Here is an 18,524-nt window from a genome sequence, read left to right as displayed (position 1 = left end):
GATGTATGAATAAATAGCCTAAAAGATTATACCACCTTCAAAGCAGGAAAAGAAAGCACACAAGTTCGGCTTTCTTTCACAAAAGTAAAGTGAGGGAAGCCCCACTCCCAAACCTACCGAGCATGCATAACATAACTTAATGATATTAAAAAGCTTGGAGGTGCAGAAAAGTGACGAAAAACTATGCTGATTTGCTGGCAGCACTCCATATTAACGGGGCCCATCCCGGAAGCTTCAAACAAACGAAACGGATGTTAAATACGCTGGAACTAAACAAGCAATCGAACGTGCTGGATGCAGGCTGTGGTACCGGGCAAACCATCGCTTACATTGCCCAAAAGTACGCATGTACCGTTTACGGCATTGATCAACATGAAGAAATGATCCAAAAAGCCAGAAGGCGTGCCGCCGAAATTCCATCGCCTGTAAGGGTCTTCAAAGGAAATATAGAAGAACTTCCATTCGAAGAGAATAGCTTCGATTTGGTCTTGTCCGAGTCCGTGACAGCTTTCACCCAGGTACGAAAGGCTTTAAAGGAATACAGGCGAGTACTGAAGCCTAATGGCACTTTAGTGATGAACGAAATGACGAAAATTGGTCACTTAGATCCCGATGAACAAGCAGAATTTAAAGCGTTCTATGGATTTTCTGAACTGCTAGAGGAAAAGGAATGGAAAAACTTCCTTGCTTCAGCGGGGTTTGAACAAGTGGATTCGGCGCGCGTTCCAGCATATAAGGATGCACCTGGAGAAGTGTACCATATAGAAAAGCTGGATAAAGCATATAACGATATGTTGATGCATCATCAACTGTTAACGGAGAAATACGCTTCTAAGGTAGGGGCTTGTTTGTACGTTTGTCATGATTAAAATAAAATTTTTTTAACAAGTTTATAATTCCTTTTCCTACTTCAACCACAACCAGGCAATAAAATTGGCCGGAATGATAAAAGGAATTCCTCGAGCTGTTGCATGCAGCATTTCTTCCTGGACCGGTATTTTATCGAAATACTCCTGCTGGGATAGTCTTTTTCGTTCCATTTCTTCTTTCATAGCCTTTAAGTAGCGGACTTGCAAGGGCACCATGACCACCGTTGCGACAACCAGAATACAGATGAGCACTAGAAATAAAGTCCACATAGAAAACCCACCATGCCTTGGTATTACTAGTGTTTACGGTTAAAGCTCTTTAAAGTTTCAGCGTAAATCAAAGGGATGCATGAAAAAACCGGAACTCGAGAACTTTCATCCTCAATTCCGGGTGTCTGAATTTATTAAAATGCCGCTGTCCATCCGCCATCAGCTGTAACAACTGTTCCATTGACAAAGCTTGCTTCATCCGATGCCAGGAATAGGGCAACCTTCGCGATTTCTTCCGGCTTGCCGGTCCGAGGCATGACATCACGGACAGATTTGGTACGCTCAAAGCCAAATTGATTGATATTTTTCATGGAGGAACCGATATTTGTTTCTACTCCACCAGGAGCAATGGTATTACAACGGATACCTTCATCGGCATACATGAAGCCTGTGTTCTTCGTCAGCCCGATCACCGCATGCTTCGATGCACCGTAAGTAGCCCCGGCGTGAGCACCATTAAGCCCTCCGGTAGAAGCAGTATTGATGATGACGCCCGCTTGTTTTTCCAGGAAAATTGGAATCGCTTTGCGCATCGCTCTCATGACACCTTTTGTATTAACATCGAAAATGAAATCCCATTGATCATCTTCAATCTCCCCGACAGGCTGAAATCCGTCCATGATACCAGCGTTGTTCACCAGGATATCCAAGGTGCCGAATTCCGTCGCCGCGGTATCAATCATATTGTCTACGTCTTCCTGTTTTACCACGTTCACGGAAACAGCTTTGGCATTTCCGCCATTGCGGATGATTTCCTCCACTACAGCTTCTGCTCCATCCAGGTTGATGTCAGCGACCACCACTTTCGCACCTTCCGCAGCATACAACTGGGCAATTGCTTTTCCCATCCCTGACGCTGCTCCTGTTACGATTGCAACTTTATCTTTCAGTTTCATGCTTTATCCCATCCTTTCATTGCTTACAACGAAATTTATTCAACAGATGTTCATTAACGAACACCTAACTATAGTATAATGAGAAGGAAGCAAGAAGCACAATGACCAATGCATCCTGCAAATGTACACTTAGTAACAAATTCAGCCCTTTTGTTGAATAAACTGCAGATAATGCACAAAGGAGAATCACATTGTCACCTAACCAAAAGATTGACAAACGAATCAAACGAACGAAAAAAGCGCTGCAAAACGCACTGATTACCTTGATGCAAAATCACGATTTCAAAGCCATCACTATCACGGATATCGTGGAGCTTGCTGATTATAACCGGGGAACGTTCTATAAACACTATAAATATAAAGAAGAATTGCTGGAAGAAATCATCGAGGAAGTCATCTCGGACCTTGTCGACTCCTACCGCCAACCCTATCAGGACACAGATTCCTTCACATTTAACAGCCTATCTTCTTCTGCCGTGAAAATTTTCGAGCATGTTTACGCCCATGCAAACTTTTATCAATTGATTATCCAGTCCAATGCTCTGCCTGGATTTCATAAACGAATCACTAATGAATTGAAAAAACTGCCGCTGCATGATTTAACTGATATAGAACCAAGGCCGGACATTGATCCGGAACTTCACGCAAGCTATCAGGCCTATGCGATTTTCGGTATGATCATAGAATGGGTGGAAGGCGGTTTTAAGCTGTCGCCGGCTTATATGGCCGATCAGTTATTGGAAATGTTGAAGTTCAGTCCGGTGAACAGTAGGTTCAAGATACGGAGCGATTTGGGGAAGTAACGATAGCACTATTAATTGAAGGGATATCGAAATTTTGATAGAAAATCTTCTACACTAATGAAATATATAAAGGAGGTTTTTATATGACAAGATTACTTATTTTGCTCATTTTAACGTTATCTACCCAACTAATTGCCATCATTATGTGGGGGGAATTTGTGTGGTTATATAAATTTGCAAACGGCGGAGTAAGTGGTACTCCTATTGGGCAAGTTCAATTCATTTTATGGATTATTTGGTTTATAGAATTTGCTTCGTTGGTTTTTGTTGCTCTTTATCATAAAAAGAATAAATGAACTTCAACCGAATAAAAATAACAGGCTTGTCAATGTGTAAATGCCGAAAGTTGTGAAAGTGATAGACGTCTTTCTAATTCTCCACTCGCTTGTTGAGAAAAAGTAACCTTAACTAGGATAGCAGGTTAATTCCCCTTGCAACTCATTTAAAAGAAGGCAACACCCTAAGGGTTAGTTGCCTTCTTTTAAAATGAGTTGCGCCACACACTCCACATGTGTTGAATAGTAGTCGCAGACAATAAAGATGTAGTGGTGTTTACCTTATATTACAAACCGATACGGTTCTCCGCATTTCATTTTTTGGTAAAGCATCTTTGTAAGATAACGCATCGTCTTCTAAAAACCAGAAGACGATACGTTTTACATCCTTTCTATTAGCTTCCATTTCAATTCGCTTGATAAGTGATCTGATTATGGCTTTTTTATCTTCATTACTTGCATTAACAAATAATTCGTTAAAGTTTGATAAAGCCTATTTTACAATCTTTTCGTCGATAGAATAGGTTAACAATATTTTCTCATACTTATCCTCTAAATTATTATTAACCTCTTGTAACCTTTCAACTTCCTCTTCAATTTTTTCAGATAACCTTCCATATGATTTAGCGGTGATATCATTACTAAAATAATCGGCATCAATTTTAGATTGTTCCTTCTGTTTTGCAATAAGTTCCTTTTTAATAGCCCATATTTGCTTTTGTAATTCTAATGTATCTGTATTTTTGTCGTTACTTATTTTATCTAAGATTTCATTAACAATATCATTATTTGAAACTAGACCATTTATAGTCTTTAATACCTTTTCTTCAATCATTTCTTTATTTATTAAGTTTGAACTACAAACTTCTCTTCCTTTAGTATGGTAATTTTGACACATGTAGTATAAACGATAACCAGTCTTATCTCTTTTTTGAGATTTACTCATTACAGTACCTGCCCCACAGACAGGACATTTTAGGATGCCTGACAATAGAAAATCACTTTTTATGTTTTTAATGTTGTTTGAAGATTCCCTATTGCGACGACTAACTTCTTGGACTCTTTCCCTAAGTTCAACATCAATGATTGGATCGTGTTTACCCTCTGAACTAATAGGGTCAGTCTTTCCACTCCTTCTTTTCTCTTCCCATTTCCTATAAGAACCCCAATTTAATTGACCTATGTAAGTTCTATTTTCTAAAATTGTTTTAACGGCATTTATGCTAAAGTCATTATTTTTTTTAGTCTTTTTTTCTTGTCTATTTAAAGAGTTTGCTATTGCCTTATACCCAAGCCTAGTTGTTCTTAATTCAAAAATTTCATTTACAACCTTGCTTTCATCATCATTAATAACTAATTTTTTATCAACTGTATCATACCCTAATATAACTCCACCGTTCCACCTACCTGATTTCGCTCGTTTTTCCATGCCACCTTCTACTCTTTCTATTATTAAGGTTCTTTCATATTCAGCAAAAGTTCCCAACATTGATATAAAGATCCTACTTCTGTGTAGATAGTCGGTAACAACGTTGGTAACAATTAAAGTTATATGATTTTGTATCTTCTTCGATTTTCCTTGTTTGAAATCTATGTTCTGATAAATAGGTTAATAGAATAGACAAATGGTCTGCTGTATTTTGTTTATCATGCATCAGAATGATAGGCGTCACTTCTTCATTATCTAGCTTTTCTATTTGTCCAATCACCCTATCTACATATTCTTCATCGGATAAAGACCAATCACTGCTGTCCACATTCCAATCCCACACTTTAAATCCATTATTGTCTAAAACCTCTCGAAATGATTCAGTTAAATACGGAACACTGCCATAAGGTGTCCGAATCAAATTGGATTGAATACCTGTTATCTCTTGGAGTGTCTTCTGGGAGGCAGTCATTTCTTCCAAGGCAGCTTGTTCCGATTTATAAAAATGGTTGACTTCATGGGTCACGCCATGTAACCCGACAGCATGCCCTTTCTCTACGATCTGTTTTACAACTTCTGGTGATTCCTTCATAGCAGGTTCCAGCATGAAAAAGGTCGCTGTAGCATTAAATTGATGTAATATATCTAAAATTTCCGAGGTTGCGGAAGTAGGGCCGTCATCAAAGGTTAAGTAGACAGTCTTTTCAGCCTTTTCTTGTGAGTGGTTCAATTTTTCGGATGTTTGATTATCGGGTTCCGACTCTGTGTTAAGAGCTGTAATAGCAAGATTATTTATCCTTGATTCCATTTGGTTACGATCTATTTCACTTGGAAAGGCATAAAGAATAACCAGACAGGAAAGGGAAATTAATAGTATAAGCTTTTTCATGTCAAGACCTCAATTCTATATTGCTTTTATGCTTGTTGAAAGATTAATACAATAGAGTAAAGAAGAGATAGAAATGAAATGGAATTAAGATAAAAACGAAAAAGTAAAAGCCATTCTTTTAATTGGGATGGCCATCCGAAAACTTTTGATATTGCTAAGAAATCCATTCCAAATTACCTTGTCCCTCTGATTGTTCTCTATATTCCTTAATTCCTTCAACTATGGAAGTGGCAACACGTGATTGAAATTCGTCAGTCCACATTTTGGACTCTTCTTGAGGATTCGTCATATAGCCTACTTCTATTAAAGAAGCCGGCATTTCCGTATCTTTTACAACAAACAGTTCTTCCTTCTTGATTCCTCTATCTCTAAATTCAGTGGCTTCTACCACATGCTTCTGTATGGTCTGGGCCAATTGGCGGGAATGTTTATGATAATAAAACGTTTCTGTGCCCGAGACATCGGGATCGGAAAAAATGTTCCCATGAATAGATATAAATACATCCGCATTTTGCTTGTTGGCATATTTCGGTCTGTATCGACTTTCTTGGGAAAGAAAACTATCGTCTGTTCTTGTCATCAAAACTTCTATTTCTGGCTCGTCCTCCAACAGCTTTTGCACCTTTTTGGACAAGCTTAAAGTGAAATTTTTCTCATATCGGCCACTGGCACCTGTTGCCCCGTTATCTTTACCACCATGTCCAGGATCAATGACAACCTTAAAAGCAGTACCACTGCTTTTCGTGTTTTCTTTGTTAGGAGTAGCGTCATCCTTTTTACTGTTTTCAGGACCACTCGTACAGGCTGATAGTATTAGCAGTGGAAATAGGAGTAATAGGAGTAACCATCTATTTGGTTTCGTATAGATCCCTTTAACCTTTAACTTATTTACCCAATGATTTCTTTTATGATTTCGTTGTAATAACATCGTTCATCTTTCCTCTCTTTTTTGAACTATTTACAAATTAATAAAGAGAGGTAAAGATTAGGTGCAGATCATAACAATATCAAATAAAAATTTAGGAATATGCAGGATTTCCGTGACTATATGGGCTTGACATAACAAAAAAGCTTGTCCGTTCATTTTTAAAAATGAATGGACAAGCTTTTTTCATTCTTTTCTATCTAAATAGAAGAAAAACATCACTCCATCTTCTGTATTCAATACACCGTACTCCGCACCATGTAGCTCTAAAATATTCTTTGAAATAGCAAGCCCTAATCCTGTTCCGCCCTCTGAACGATTGCGGGACGTATCTCCTCGATAAAAACGATCCCAGATTTTATCTAAATGTTCCTGTGCAATAGGATCCCCGTTATTTTCTACACATACTTTTACGCGCCCATTGTCTTCGATCGTCGAAATAAAAATATGTTGATTTTCTGGGGTGTAACGAATTGCATTGGTAATAAAGTTCGTTAAAACTTGCTCTATTCGATTTTGATTTGCTAATACCTTATTATTGGAAAGGTGTTGATGGACATGTAATTGTTTGTCTGCTATTTCTAAAGCCAATTGCTCACAAATATATTCAATGCTCTCGTCAATAGGGAAGACGTCCATTTCCATTTTATACGTACCAGACTCGAATTTTGCTAATTCGAGCATATCCACAATGAGCAAATTCATTTTATCTACTTCTTTTCTCAATGCATTAAAATAGTAATCTTTCTTATCCGCAGCGACACCGTCTTCGATAATGGAGATACAGCTCTTCATAATACTTAAAGGAGTCTTTAATTCATGAGAAACTCCGGAAATAAATTCTTTACGTGTAGTTTCCAGTTGCTTTTCTTTCTCTATATCTTGTCTCAACTGATTAATATACGAATGTAAGGTAGTAGAAAGGGTGTTAATATTTTGTGATAATGCACCAATTTCATCTTTTGATTTAACAGGGATGTTCTCAGAAAAATCTAAATGTGCTATCTTGTTTGTCGTATCATTTATTTGTAACAATGGTTTAGCTATTTTTTTGGAATAATAAAGGGATGCTAGGACAATGAGAAGTAGTACAAATAGAATAAGGTATAGATAATAATCCTCCAGCATTTGAACAGCTTCATCCACTGGCTGTAATGACGTCATCGCAAAAATATAAGTGGTTTCGCCAGTCGTATCGGTGATAGGTCTGATAAAGAGCTTGTACTGAATATTATTTTCCTCTTCATCCATTGTTTGCGCATGGCTATGGTTGATTTTATCTAATAGTAATTTTACTTGAAATTGTTTTATTTTTTCTATAAACAGACGATTGTTATAAATAGTTAAACCAACTGGTAATTGTAAATTCGTAATCCGTCCTTTTAAAAATATCTTTGAGCTTTCTAATAGAGAAGATTCTGAAACCGTTTTTTGGCTATATAACTCCTCTGCTGGTAATTGTGAATATTTGGTGTTTCTTTTTGAACTCTCTTCTGGAGAAGGCTCTGTTTCCGTTCTTTTTCCATATAACTCTTCGGATAAAAGCCTATTCTCCAATGAAAAATTACTGTTTTCTCCTGTTAAAATAGCAGGGACAACGGTATTATCTTTAATTATCCCATCAATAAAAATATCATTTACTTGTTCCAAATTAAACCTTAGCCTATCTAGCTCTTCTAAATCAATGAAGCTATACAATGGAATGTTGATGATACGATTAGAGAAATTCTTATATTTGGAGGATTCTATATCTATTTCCACAGAGAAGTCGTTGGCGTATTTAATATTTCCTACACTATCTAACGTGGTAATCCATGTCGTATTCTCTTGTTGGAAATCATGTTCCAATTTTTTGATTGCTTGGACGTCTCCTTCAGCCTTTAAGTATTCTTTCTCAAAAGATTGAATACTCGTATTTATTTCCTTTATCTTTTGATTAGCATAGTATTCCTTAAAGAATATAGTTTGTCCGATGTACATAATGACCAAAACCAGCATACATAACAGTGTTGTCAGCATAAATAGTTTTAATACAATTCCTATTCTCATGCTTTGACCTCGAATTTGTAACCAGCCCGAATAACCGTTACTATACTAGTTGCTTTATGACCTAATTTATGACGTAGGTTACGAATATGGCTGTTGATGGTGCGATCATCCCCCGCAAATTCGTATCCCCATATCTTCATGATTAATTGCTCTCTAGTTATAATAATTCCTTGGTTTTGCATTAAATAGGCTAATATTTCAAACTCTGTATATGTCAAACTTATTTGTTCCCCGTCTACTGTCACGATACGTGTAGGAAAATGAACATGGATACCACTAATAATTAAGCTGTCTTCATTTGTTAACTTACCATCCTGACAATATCGACTATTGATTAATCGCTTTACTCTTGCTAATAAAATGGGTGGGCTGTAGGGTTTTGTCACATAGTCATCTGCTCCCAATTCAAATCCAAGTAGCGTATCGTCTTCTTCCGAACGAGCTGTCAATATAATAATAGGCACATTAGATGTTTTGCGAACTCGTTTGCATACAGACCATCCATCCAACTCTGGAAGCATAATATCTAAAATAATTAAATGTATTTCCTGTTCTTCAAATATCGCTAAAGCTCCTTTTCCATCTACCGCTTCTAATACGTTATATCCTTCATCCATTAAGTAATCTTTCACGATTTCCCGTAAAATGTCTTCATCTTCTACAATTAATATGTTTTTTTGCATTTTTCTCCCTCGCAATGCCGAAAAGGTTAGAGTTAAAGGTAGCGTATCATAATGGTGTAAAGATGAGGTGAAGATTTTCGTGATTCACTGGTGTAAATATAGAATAAAAAAGTGACTATCGTGAGAAAATATGAAACTTCATCTAGACGTGCATATAATTTAAAGACGGAAAGACAAGGCTCAGATACGATAAATCTAAAGGGTTATGTTTCATGCTTTGTATAATTATTACAGTATTCCCCGAGCCAATCATAGGTATTCTGGATAATTAGCAGGCAGAGGAATATTCACATCATGGAGCTCGTCCCGCCGCTCGTTGCAGAAACAAATCTTGAACCGAGCATGAAGGGCAGGAGCAGCATTCCAAATTTGAGTTTAGATACTCGTTAAACATGGAATCAACGGCATGGAGAAGAACAAGACCCGAGTAGTTCCGGGTGCTTCAAAATTTTTGCGTTTTGCCGGAAAATACTTTCCTGACTTACTTTCTAGTTCCATGGCTAAAGAATGAGAAGTGAGATATCCTACTTTTTATCGTTTCAAATATTACTATAATGCTTCATACTGGGCTTCCTATGAAACATAAATCGAGGAAGTCACCCGATCAACCCTTTGTTTAACATTTTTCTTCTCGATCCTCAATTACAATAAATCCTTGTTATACTAGAGCCAAGGTTACTCTCGAAAGAGAGTGGTGCAGAGACTTCTCGCAAGTGTGGCTTTTCCAGGGCGAACACTTCGATAGGTCTCTTTTTTATTGTATTGTGCACTTGATAGTTTCCTTTTCGTTTTAGCCATGCGAGGCATTGCTCATTCCATGATTCAATGTTGTGAAACACGCGATTTTTCCCAAAATTGTATTTCACAAACTTCACTGCGTTTTCTACTTTCCCTTTTGATTCAGGATCTGCTTTTCTACATAGATAAACTCGGAAACCTCGATCCTGTTTGTAGGCTTGGAATTCATCAGTGAAAATAATATCTCCTCCATTTTCGCTGACGGTCATTAACTTATCCTGATCATAGACGTATTCTTCTGTCATCCCTCCATAATACTCCATTGCATTTTCATGACACCTTAGTACATCCCTTGTTGTGAAAGGGTGCTCCTGCCATTCTGTATATTTATAACGGGAGTGAGAAAGCACAAATACGATGACATAAAGCTTTACTGTTTTTCCTTCGGAATTTTTCACTTTCAGTTCTCCAAAGTCAACTTGTATTTGTTTTCCTTTTGGCAGCTCTGGAAGTGCCTCAAAAGTACGGGGGAGTAACACTTTCGGAATATGGTACGTTTCCCGCAGCTCTTTTACATAAGCACGAACTGTACTCGCTCCTACATGGCTGAAGGAGCAGCGCTCCTCCAGCCAGTCAGAAATCTGAGAGGCCGAAAGGTCTGGGTGTTCATGGAGCTAATCCAATATATTTAACTGATAGGGATCAAGCTTCTTCTTTCGTGTTTTTAATTTCTCCACCCACTCCAATGCTTCCTCAAAGTCTTGTTCTAAGTAGCTATAAACTGTATTTCTTGATATATTGCATTTTCTGGCTATTGCAGAAATCTTAAATCCTTCTCTTTTTAATTGATGAACCAACACAATTTTCTCCAACCTTCCCACTCCTTAAATCCCCCTCCATCATTCATTAACATCCTTGTTAATCTTACCTGATGGAAGGAAGTAATAGGCGAAAAAGTGTTCAATTCTATCAAGCAGAAACTGTTAAGTTTAGTTTAGCAGTTACAACTTCTTTGCTTGAGCCTCTTCAATCATCTTTTGAAGATTTTTTCTCTTTCCAGTAGTCCCTGTTTGAGAGCTACTAGAATTCCTTAACTTCAATGAAGTTACACCAGCAAACTTACATCGGTTAATCAATAGGATTGAAGTTAATGCTGATGGAACTCCTATTATTCACTATCGCTTTTCTGTTTCAAAAAAAAAGAAGCAGGAACCCCCTATTTTGAGGGTTCTGCTGCTTCTTTTAAAACTATCTGCGATACGCACTCAACGTGCACCGTATGCGGAAACAAATCGACCGGCTGCACTTCCTTCAGCGTGTAACCGAACTGCTCCAGTTCCTTCACATCCACTGCAAAAGACTCGGGGTTGCAGGATACATATATGATCCGCTGCGGTTGCGCCCGGCCGATTTTGCGCATCACTTTTCCGCCTGCGCCAGCACGGGGAGGATCCAGCAGCAGGATATCCGGCGTGCCTAGTCTCTCAAGCACCTGGTCGATTCCCATTCTGGCATTCTCAGCCAAGAAGTCCGTGTTGGAGATGCCGTTATCTGCCGCATTTCGTTTTGCCGATTCGATTGAACTTTCAACGATTTCTATGCCAGCAAGTTTTTCAACTTTGCTTGCGAAAGGGAGGGAAAAAGTTCCGACCCCACAGAAAAGCTCCAGCATTTTTTCTGTTTCCTTGGGCTGACCCATTTCCAAAGCAAGGTCGATCAGCTTCTGTGCCTGGATCGGGTTGGTCTGGAAAAAAGTATCGAACCAAAGACGGTAGCGATAGCCTCCAATTTCATCATAGATGAAGTCCCGGCCGGACAGCAGGTGTATTTCCTCCGCCTGGATACGGTCCGCCCAATCGGTATTCACAAGCCATAACAAGCTTTTCACCTGCGGATATTTTTCTTCCATTCTTTTCTTCAGCTGATCGGCAGCGGCTGCCAGTCTACCGTCAGGACCTTCCGTCGCAAACAATCCCAGCATGATTTCTCCCGTCACAAAAGACTGTCTTACCATCAAATGGCGAAGCAGCCCCTCGTGGGCATCCTTTACGTAACCGCTCAATGCATGTTCTTTCGCCCAATCGGCTACTTCCATGACAGCTGCTGTCATTTCTACACCCGCAATCAGGCATGTTTCAAGCGGAATGATGTTGCGGAAGTTTCCTTGTTCATGCAAGCCCATCGAGCCGTCCGGGGCAAACGTGAACTCCATTTTGTTGCGGTAATGCCAAGGCTCGTCCATCCCAATGGTTTCTCGGACCACTTCCGGATTAAATCCTTGGGATATCAAGGCATCTTTCACGTGAGCAGTCTTTTGCTTCAGCTGCCCTTCATATTGCCAATGCTGCCAAGCACAGCCTCCGCACTTGTCAAAATGCGGACATGGCGCAGCCGTTCTTTCCGGATGGACCTCTACCAATTCTTCCAGGGCTCCTTTGGTCCGCTTCGCTTCCGGGTTCTCTACTGACACCCGCACCTTTTCGCCCGGAAGCGTCTTGGGTATCATCAACTTTAACTTCCGAGGGTTCTCCTGCCCAGTGTCCCGCCAGACAACTGCACGGCCAGAACCTTTTTTATCTAAATGGTTGATTTTCGTCTCCATGATTTCCGCTTTTAAATTCAGCATCCTTATTCCTCCCTCCATACGGAATCTATTATTCTATCGCATCCATAAATGGCATTACACGTTTAAGTTGATTCCTATCCTTTTTTAACATGTTTTCCTGCAAGATGCCAGATAAATTTTCAGCCAGAACTCTAGTAGCGGTTTTCCTACTATGAGGTGTTCATACGAAAACGAAAGAACTCATCACATACAAAGAACACCGCTGCAACCGGGACAGCATACAGGAGGAGGAAAGGATAGAAAACACAGGGGATTGCAGCTCCCAAGTGAAAAATAAAAGCATAATATATCCGGGCTTCTCCGAATTCACCAGTAATCCTCTCAATCCATATGGAAATAAACCCGCCGTACAATACTCCCGCGGTAATGTAAGGGATAAATACAATACTATTTTGTAATGGTCCTTCTTCTTCAAAAACCGGCATTTGAAACCCAAAGTATAAGGCCGTCATCAAAATAGTCAGAATTCCAGCATACGTTTTTCTTTTCAGCAACCAAATCACCTTTCCTGTATTTCCTCATTCTTGACGGTTTAGAATACTATCAGTCAATCTTTTGTAAGTGTGTTACCTTAAAACCTTTCGAATACTTTAATCCAAAGCCAAGGGAACGGTCTAAATAAATATGCGCAATCCATATCAAAGCGACCATCAGCAGGAGTGAAAATTCACCTAGATAAGCTATGAAAAGGAGAATGTACGGCAACATCAAACTATGCCCGATATTATAAACAAGCGAACCAGTTTTAGGGTTGAATAAGTAACCGATCATGGTTACATCCGGTACTAATAACAGGAGAAAAAATAGTAGAATGGAATAATCCAATGTTATATAGATAAACAGACAGATAATAAAACCGATAACATACTCAAAATATACAACATTACGTAGAGACATTCTGCTCAAACCCTTCTTACAGCTATTTGTCTTTCTAGGAAAAACTTCTTGCGTCACTTCGATTTCCTCTCATAAACATAAAATGAACTATCTTATCCGTGAATATATGTAACTTTTCCTTCTTACTTTCCTATTCAACAAGAAAAAGCAGGATTCCTCTAACGGAAGCTTCCAGAGTTGAATAACGCAGAAATTCGCGCTAAGGTCTATAATGGTAAAAGCAATCGCCAACAAGTTTCTCGCTTTTCAGGGTGCAAAACCTTTAAAATAGAGGAATAGAAGAAAGTTAAGAATTCAAACCGGGGAGGGATGAACCTTGAACGAAAAAACTTCGGCAGAAAAAGATCCACGCTTTAAAATCGCCAACAAGGAAGCACTTATCGGGATTGGTTTAGTATTATTCAATTTTATCTGGTGGTTTGCCTTCGCCTATGGATTAGGCGGAAAAGACCCCTCAGAATATACATATGTTTTTGGCTTGCCAGCATGGTTTTTCTACAGCTGTGTGGCCGGAGTCGTCGTAATGGCGATACTCGTATTTTTTGTCGTGAAGCGTTTTTTCACGGATGTATCCTTTGATGATGAGGTGTATGAGGACCAATGAATTGGGAAGCAGCAATTACGTTATTTGGTTCCGTTGCCCTGATCTTTTTTATCGGGCTGACGGCTAGCCGAAAAGAAACAGTCGGTAAATCATTTGTCCAGGATTATTACTTGGGCAGCCGGAGTTTAGGCGGTTTTGTTCTTGCCATGACCATGACGGCAACCTACGGAAGTGCAAGCAGCTTCATCGGCGGCCCGGGTGTGGCTTACAATGAAGGATTAGGCTGGGTATTATTATCCGTCACACAGGTGGCAACCGGATACTTTACCTTAATGATCCTTGGAAAAAAGTTTGCGATTGTCACCAGAAAATACAAAGCAACCACGTTGATTGATTTTTTGAAGGAACGCTATCAATCCAAGCTTGTCGTTCTCCTATCGGCCGTCAGTATCGTCGTCTTTTTATTCTCGGCGATGGCGGCGCAATGGATAGGCGGGGGTAGACTGATTGAATCCTTGACCGGCTTGTCTTATACATCAGCTTTATTCATTTTTGTCGTGACAGTGTTGATTTATGTGACATTCGGCGGTTTCCGTGCCGTCACGTTGACCGATGCCATCCAAGGAAGCATCATGTTTATCGGAACGCTGGTGCTGCTTATAGCTGTCATCATCGCAGGAGGCGGTATTTCGGAGATCATGGCAGACCTGCAGGCGGAAAACCCCAACCTGGTTACCCCGTTCGGCTCTGATGGGACGCTAACTGCTCCTTACGTTTCGTCTTACTGGATACTGGTAGGAGTCGGGGTGGTAGCCCTGCCGCAGATCGCCGTCCGGGCCATGTCCTACAAAAATACAAGGTCGTTCCATCTGGCATTGATGATCGGCACCATCGTCGTCGGGGTCATCATGCTGAATATGCACTTGATTGGTGTATTTGCCCGGCCTATTTTGCCTGGCATTGAAATTGGTGACAGAGTCATGCCGCTGATTGCTCTGGAAGTACTGCCTTCATGGCTGGCAGGTGTTGTCTTGGCCGCACCGTTGGCGGCTATTATGTCGACGGTCGACTCGCTCTTGTTGATTGTCAGTTCTACAATCGTCAAGGACGTCTATATCAACTATATAAAACCGGAAGCATCCAGAAAAAAAGTACAAGGAATGAGCATGGGGATCACCGCATTGCTTGGCATCCTGGTCTTCCTAATGGCGGTAAATCCGCCAGACTTAATCATCTGGCTGAACCTGTTTGCCATCGGCGGATTGGAAGCGGCGTTCATCTGGCCAATTGTGATGGGCTTGTATTGGGATAAAGGCAATAAATACGGAGCAATTGCTTCGATGCTGGTCGGCATCATCTCTTATATAGTATTCCAGTCTTTTTATCCCGAGCCATTCGGAATGCATGCAGTCGTCACATCGATTTTGCTGGCATTGCTGGCCTATGTCGGATTTAGCTTGAGTATGAGACAGGAACCTTTGAAGCAGTAAGGAGAACTTTCTTACGTAAAATAAGCCCCGGAAAAACTGTTGGATTCCGGGGCTTCATCTCTTTCATTCTATTTCCGATACGATGATGCCTGTGACCGTTTCATCGACCGTGAATTCCATATTTATTTTATTCGGCTTGTCAAAGTAGCCAATCACATCCGTCCCTGTATCCGTCCGTTCATAATAATCATCCCCGAATAACTTATAAACAGCTTGTTCAGGTTTTCCAATCAGGTCCCCTATTCCTGAAGAAAAGTTATTTTTCGAAAGGAAAAACCGCTTTACTTTCCCATCGACCAACCTGACATCCAAATCATAAACTTGTTCATCATCGCCATATAGGTAATAAGTGGATGGAGGCTGCTCCACTGTTTCTGTAAAATCAGGCTCCCCCAATACCTCTTTCACCTGCGTATCCGTATCATTCAAAGTCAGTGTATTGATGGCTATCTCTGATAGATCGGTGCTTTTTGTTTCCTCGTAATAATCCATCACCTCATTTGATTCGCATCCGCAAATCAGGATAGTACACGAGACTAACGCTAGTATGAATATGTTTTGCATGTAATTGCCTCACTATTTTCTATTTTGAAGTGCTTTGTATTGTCAACAAATTCTTCTTACTGGAATTAACAGGATTCCCTTTCTTTTTTGCTCGCTTTTACCGCTTTTCTCACATAAATATAGGAAAACAACAGATACAAAATGGTGACAATGGCTAATAGCACGGCGTTATTCCTGAAGTCCTCCTGGCTGAAGATAACTATTGTGTAGGTCACCCACATGAGGATAATCCGAATTGTATAGTTTACAAAATCTGACTTAAACATAGCCCCCAACATCCAGTTTATTTTTAACCAATGTTAACATAAACTGGAATTGTGCAAAATGACATTTCACAATATCCTATTATCTTCTATCCGTTTACCATATCAATCTCCCACCCCAAAGCAAAAACCTTATGGCCGGCTGTATCCAAGTCTGGCCGTCGCTTTAATCCACTTTTTTCTGCAACTTTTTGCGAGGGTGTATTAATCGGGCGGATTCTTGCCAGCACAGGAAAGCCTGGGAGGTTTTTTCGAGCCACTTTAACTGAAAAAGCGGCCGCTTCTGCCGCATAGCCCTTTCCCCATGCTTTGGGTGAAAAGCGATAGTATAGATTCAACACATCCCTTTTCCTCCAGTAAATCCTTCTGATGCCGGTGATGCCGATTACTTCATCTGTTTCCGGCAAAACAACGAGCCAATACCCGCATCCGTCTGCAGACCAGTTGTCTCTCCATTCTTTTATCGTTTCAATGGCTTCTTCCATCGACTTCATCGGGCCGGCTGGTCTAAAACGATTGGTTTCCGGATCACTTTCTATCGCAAAAACATCCCCGGCATCTTCCACCCTTGGCTTTCGGAGCAGTAAGCGATCTGTTTTCACATGTTCCGCTAACTTACGATCCATATCTATTTTCCCTCCCCCGCTTTGTATTGATAGACATACATATTAGAAACGATGTCGAATCCCAGCTTTTCATACAAACGCATGCCTTGTTGAGAAGATCCCAGAATACAACGACTGCAGGAATTTTCCTTAGCCTGGGCAAGCAAATGCGAACAAAGTTTTTTTGCCAACCCTTTTCTGCGATACTTGGAATCAATGTAAATATTATCCAGGCAGCAAATATCCCTTTCCTTCAGGAAAGAAACTCTCCCGTGTCCCGCCAATTCGCCGTTATCATAAATGACATAATACTCAACAGAAGATTCATTTAACCGCTCCCGATCGGCAAAGTCTTTGTCAAAAAAAGCATTGACCTTGGCAGCCATTGATCCCGTATCAATACGCTTTACAGAGTGGTGATCATGAATGCTTTGCCTCCCGATAAATTGTTGGGGAATATCAGGATGATACATCAGGTATTCTTTTGCGACCCATTCATAATGCTCAAGTTCTCCTGGATCATTGTCACCGACCACGTTTAACCAATGGTCTCCTTCATCCGCTAAAAAATCTCTCTTATCGACAGAATCCCGTACAACCAAAAACTCTGCTCTTCGCCCTGCCACTTCCTCCCCGAAATCCACTTTTATAAAGAGGGGTTTTCTTTCCAGATGCGTGCCCGGTTTTCTTCTTGCCTCCATCCATGCATAAGCAAATTCTTCGATAAACACATGAAGATTTTCCATCGTTCTCGCCTCCCTGATCATCCTGACACTCATTTTAATCCAACGTGCTATAATAGACAAAATGAATTTTCCGATGATCAATATCGGATTTTCCAATAACAGAGGAGCGACTTGCAGAATGGATTACGAACAATTGAAAACCTTTTTGACCGTGGCCGATGTGAAAAGTTTTACCAAAGCAGCAGAGTTATTACATATCACACAGTCCACCGTGACTTCCAGAATCCAAGCGATAGAAAACTTTTACGGCAAACAATTGATCGTGAGAAGCAAGAGAGGGATAAAACTGGCTCCAATCGGGGCTGAACTAGTGCCATATTTACAAAGACAAATGGAGTTATGGGATAAGTCCAAGCGGATGGTTTCTGAACATGATACCGCCCTTCGCACTATCACTATCGCAGCTACCTACTCGCTATGGAGCCTTTTCCTTAAAATTGGAAACCGATCACTCTCCAGTCATCGTCGAAAAAGTTCTCGATGGGACGGTTGATGCCGGATTCGTCTATAGTAAGCCGCTAAGTCCGAACATTGCTTCCATCCACGTATTGAAAGACACGTATAGCTTGTATGGCCACAAGTGCTTCGCTGGTACAAGTCTAAAAAATCTAAAAGAACTCACCCGTTTGCCGTGGATTTATATGAACTGGGGTTATCATTTTGAAAACTGGTTGAAAGCTGAGTTAGGAAGTGACTTTTTCAAACCATTAATAGAAGTCGGACATAGTGAGCTGGAAATGAAACTGATCGAGGAGCTGGAGGGTGTGGGTTTTTTGCCGGATGAAATGGTCGAACGTTCCACAACAGGTTTTATTCCCATTTCCATGGAAACACAAAAAACGATCCCTGCTCAAAATGTATATTTCATTTACAAAAAAAGCAGGGAGCAAGAAGAGGATATCCGTGAGCTTGCAAAGAAATTGGGAGAGGAATAACACCAAGCAAAAAAATTGATAAAAAAAT

22 protein-coding genes are annotated in these 18,524 nt (G+C 40.2%); 7 read left to right on the top strand and 15 right to left on the bottom strand.

The annotated features are described in order from the left end of the window. Positions 1-170 precede the first annotated feature (170 nt). Complete coding sequence (locus ERJ70_RS02500; RefSeq protein WP_209366941.1) at positions 171-869, top strand: class I SAM-dependent methyltransferase; 699 nt, start codon at positions 171-173, stop codon at positions 867-869. 36 nt (positions 870-905) lie between these two features. Here ERJ70_RS02500 and ERJ70_RS02495 read toward each other — a convergent pair whose 3' ends face one another. Both ERJ70_RS02495 and ERJ70_RS02490 read right to left on the bottom strand, forming a co-directional pair. Then, entirely contained in the window at positions 906-1,139 is a 234-nt protein-coding gene (locus tag ERJ70_RS02495) for a DUF3949 domain-containing protein (RefSeq protein ID WP_209366939.1), read from the bottom strand. 134 nt (positions 1,140-1,273) lie between these two features. After that, the gene (locus ERJ70_RS02490) at positions 1,274-2,035 is read right to left on the bottom strand and encodes an SDR family oxidoreductase (protein WP_209366937.1); all 762 of its coding nucleotides are present in this window, start codon (positions 2,033-2,035) and stop codon (positions 1,274-1,276) included. 191 nt (positions 2,036-2,226) lie between these two features. Here ERJ70_RS02490 and ERJ70_RS02485 point away from each other — a divergent pair, with 191 nt between their 5' ends. Together ERJ70_RS02485 and ERJ70_RS02480 are read left to right on the top strand one after the other, a co-directional pair. Continuing rightward, positions 2,227-2,838, top strand: a complete 612-nt coding sequence (locus ERJ70_RS02485; protein ID WP_245208097.1) for a TetR/AcrR family transcriptional regulator — start codon at positions 2,227-2,229, stop codon at positions 2,836-2,838. 83 nt (positions 2,839-2,921) lie between these two features. Beyond that, a complete protein-coding gene (locus tag ERJ70_RS02480; RefSeq protein ID WP_209366935.1) occupies positions 2,922-3,134 on the top strand; it encodes a hypothetical protein in 213 nt (70 codons plus the stop codon). A gap of 472 nt (positions 3,135-3,606) precedes the next feature. On the opposite strand, the gene ERJ70_RS02475 is transcribed toward ERJ70_RS02480, so the two are convergent. The 10 genes from ERJ70_RS02475 to ERJ70_RS02435 all read right to left on the bottom strand — a co-directional run bounded on the left by ERJ70_RS02475 (position 3,607) and on the right by ERJ70_RS02435 (position 13,349). Then, complete coding sequence (locus ERJ70_RS02475; RefSeq protein ID WP_245208176.1) at positions 3,607-4,614, bottom strand: recombinase family protein; 1,008 nt, start codon at positions 4,612-4,614, stop codon at positions 3,607-3,609. A gap of 1 nt (position 4,615) precedes the next feature. After that, on the bottom strand, positions 4,616-5,431 hold the full coding sequence (locus ERJ70_RS02470) for a polysaccharide deacetylase family protein (RefSeq protein WP_209366931.1): 816 nt from the start codon (positions 5,429-5,431) through the stop codon (positions 4,616-4,618). A 154-nt stretch (positions 5,432-5,585) separates the two neighbouring features. Next, complete coding sequence (locus ERJ70_RS02465) at positions 5,586-6,359, bottom strand: N-acetylmuramoyl-L-alanine amidase family protein (protein ID WP_209366929.1); 774 nt, start codon at positions 6,357-6,359, stop codon at positions 5,586-5,588. 183 nt (positions 6,360-6,542) lie between these two features. Further along, positions 6,543-8,405, bottom strand: coding sequence for a sensor histidine kinase (locus ERJ70_RS02460; RefSeq protein ID WP_209366927.1), 1,863 nt, complete (start codon positions 8,403-8,405; stop codon positions 6,543-6,545). Further along, positions 8,402-9,088 (bottom strand): response regulator transcription factor, encoded by a 687-nt coding sequence (locus tag ERJ70_RS02455; RefSeq protein ID WP_209366925.1) that lies wholly within the window; start codon positions 9,086-9,088, stop codon positions 8,402-8,404. The genes ERJ70_RS02460 and ERJ70_RS02455 overlap by 4 nt, the downstream gene beginning before the upstream one ends. 638 nt (positions 9,089-9,726) lie before the next feature. Then, positions 9,727-10,365, bottom strand: a complete 639-nt coding sequence (locus ERJ70_RS19960; protein ID WP_256439067.1) for a DDE-type integrase/transposase/recombinase — start codon at positions 10,363-10,365, stop codon at positions 9,727-9,729. Between the two features lie 135 nt (positions 10,366-10,500). Continuing rightward, positions 10,501-10,698, bottom strand: coding sequence for a helix-turn-helix domain-containing protein (locus tag ERJ70_RS19955; protein ID WP_245208095.1), 198 nt, complete (start codon positions 10,696-10,698; stop codon positions 10,501-10,503). A gap of 344 nt (positions 10,699-11,042) precedes the next feature. After that, positions 11,043-12,452, bottom strand: a complete 1,410-nt coding sequence (rlmD, locus tag ERJ70_RS02445) for a 23S rRNA (uracil(1939)-C(5))-methyltransferase RlmD (RefSeq protein ID WP_209366923.1) — start codon at positions 12,450-12,452, stop codon at positions 11,043-11,045. 149 nt (positions 12,453-12,601) lie between these two features. Next, positions 12,602-12,946, bottom strand: a complete 345-nt coding sequence (locus tag ERJ70_RS02440) for a hypothetical protein (protein ID WP_209366921.1) — start codon at positions 12,944-12,946, stop codon at positions 12,602-12,604. Positions 12,947-12,995: 49 nt separating this feature from the next. Further along, positions 12,996-13,349 carry a DUF4260 domain-containing protein gene (locus ERJ70_RS02435; protein ID WP_209366919.1) on the bottom strand — a complete coding sequence of 118 codons (354 nt, stop codon included), beginning with the start codon at positions 13,347-13,349 and terminating at the stop codon, positions 12,996-12,998. Between the two features lie 316 nt (positions 13,350-13,665). On the opposite strand from ERJ70_RS02435, the gene ERJ70_RS02430 reads away from it, so the two are divergent. Continuing rightward, the gene (locus ERJ70_RS02430) at positions 13,666-13,953 is read left to right on the top strand and encodes a YhdT family protein (RefSeq protein WP_209366918.1); all 288 of its coding nucleotides are present in this window, start codon (positions 13,666-13,668) and stop codon (positions 13,951-13,953) included. Then, entirely contained in the window at positions 13,950-15,383 is a 1,434-nt protein-coding gene (panF, locus tag ERJ70_RS02425; RefSeq protein WP_209366916.1) for a sodium/pantothenate symporter, read from the top strand. Before ERJ70_RS02430 ends, panF begins: the two co-directional genes overlap by 4 nt. Positions 15,384-15,446: 63 nt before the next feature. On the opposite strand, the gene ERJ70_RS02420 is transcribed toward panF, so the two are convergent. The 3 genes from ERJ70_RS02420 to ERJ70_RS02410 form a co-directional block, all read right to left on the bottom strand. Then, on the bottom strand, positions 15,447-15,947 hold the full coding sequence (locus ERJ70_RS02420; protein WP_209366914.1) for a hypothetical protein: 501 nt from the start codon (positions 15,945-15,947) through the stop codon (positions 15,447-15,449). 352 nt (positions 15,948-16,299) lie between these two features. Beyond that, positions 16,300-16,836 (bottom strand): GNAT family N-acetyltransferase, encoded by a 537-nt coding sequence (locus ERJ70_RS02415; RefSeq protein WP_209366913.1) that lies wholly within the window; start codon positions 16,834-16,836, stop codon positions 16,300-16,302. Positions 16,837-16,838: 2 nt separating this feature from the next. Further along, on the bottom strand, positions 16,839-17,561 hold the full coding sequence (locus ERJ70_RS02410; RefSeq protein ID WP_209366912.1) for a GNAT family N-acetyltransferase: 723 nt from the start codon (positions 17,559-17,561) through the stop codon (positions 16,839-16,841). Positions 17,562-17,679: 118 nt separating this feature from the next. On the opposite strand from ERJ70_RS02410, the gene ERJ70_RS02405 reads away from it, so the two are divergent. After that, positions 17,680-18,054 carry a LysR family transcriptional regulator gene (locus ERJ70_RS02405; protein ID WP_209366911.1) on the top strand — a complete coding sequence of 125 codons (375 nt, stop codon included), beginning with the start codon at positions 17,680-17,682 and terminating at the stop codon, positions 18,052-18,054. Next, the gene (locus ERJ70_RS02400) at positions 17,999-18,496 is read left to right on the top strand and encodes a LysR substrate-binding domain-containing protein (protein WP_209369590.1); all 498 of its coding nucleotides are present in this window, start codon (positions 17,999-18,001) and stop codon (positions 18,494-18,496) included. The genes ERJ70_RS02405 and ERJ70_RS02400 overlap by 56 nt, the downstream gene beginning before the upstream one ends. The last annotated feature ends 28 nt before the right edge of the window (positions 18,497-18,524 follow it).

It is taken from the genome of Sediminibacillus dalangtanensis, from assembly GCF_017792025.1.
In the GTDB taxonomy this organism is placed as follows: Bacteria; Bacillota; Bacilli; order Bacillales; family Amphibacillaceae; genus Sediminibacillus; species Sediminibacillus dalangtanensis.
The sequence above is the reverse complement of the archived record's forward strand: the minus strand, read 5'-3'. Positions and strand labels throughout refer to the sequence as shown.

What these genes read in the sequence shown, in the direction of transcription:
- ERJ70_RS02495 (WP_209366939.1), bottom strand. Translation starts at nt 1,139, where the DNA reads ATGTGGACTTTATTTCTAGTGCTCATCTGTATTCTGGTTGTCGCAACG.
- ERJ70_RS02490 (WP_209366937.1), bottom strand. Translation starts at nt 2,035, where the DNA reads ATGAAACTGAAAGATAAAGTTGCAATCGTAACAGGAGCAGCGTCAGGG.
- ERJ70_RS02480 (WP_209366935.1), top strand. Translation starts at nt 2,922, where the DNA reads ATGACAAGATTACTTATTTTGCTCATTTTAACGTTATCTACCCAACTA.
- ERJ70_RS02470 (WP_209366931.1), bottom strand. Translation starts at nt 5,431, where the DNA reads ATGAAAAAGCTTATACTATTAATTTCCCTTTCCTGTCTGGTTATTCTT.
- ERJ70_RS02465 (WP_209366929.1), bottom strand. Translation starts at nt 6,359, where the DNA reads ATGTTATTACAACGAAATCATAAAAGAAATCATTGGGTAAATAAGTTA.
- ERJ70_RS02460 (WP_209366927.1), bottom strand. Translation starts at nt 8,405, where the DNA reads ATGAGAATAGGAATTGTATTAAAACTATTTATGCTGACAACACTGTTA.
- ERJ70_RS02455 (WP_209366925.1), bottom strand. Translation starts at nt 9,088, where the DNA reads ATGCAAAAAAACATATTAATTGTAGAAGATGAAGACATTTTACGGGAA.
- rlmD (WP_209366923.1), bottom strand. Translation starts at nt 12,452, where the DNA reads ATGCTGAATTTAAAAGCGGAAATCATGGAGACGAAAATCAACCATTTA.
- ERJ70_RS02435 (WP_209366919.1), bottom strand. Translation starts at nt 13,349, where the DNA reads ATGTCTCTACGTAATGTTGTATATTTTGAGTATGTTATCGGTTTTATT.
- panF (WP_209366916.1), top strand. Translation starts at nt 13,950, where the DNA reads ATGAATTGGGAAGCAGCAATTACGTTATTTGGTTCCGTTGCCCTGATC.
- ERJ70_RS02420 (WP_209366914.1), bottom strand. Translation starts at nt 15,947, where the DNA reads ATGCAAAACATATTCATACTAGCGTTAGTCTCGTGTACTATCCTGATT.
- ERJ70_RS02415 (WP_209366913.1), bottom strand. Translation starts at nt 16,836, where the DNA reads ATGGATCGTAAGTTAGCGGAACATGTGAAAACAGATCGCTTACTGCTC.
- ERJ70_RS02410 (WP_209366912.1), bottom strand. Translation starts at nt 17,561, where the DNA reads ATGGAAAATCTTCATGTGTTTATCGAAGAATTTGCTTATGCATGGATG.
- ERJ70_RS02405 (WP_209366911.1), top strand. Translation starts at nt 17,680, where the DNA reads ATGGATTACGAACAATTGAAAACCTTTTTGACCGTGGCCGATGTGAAA.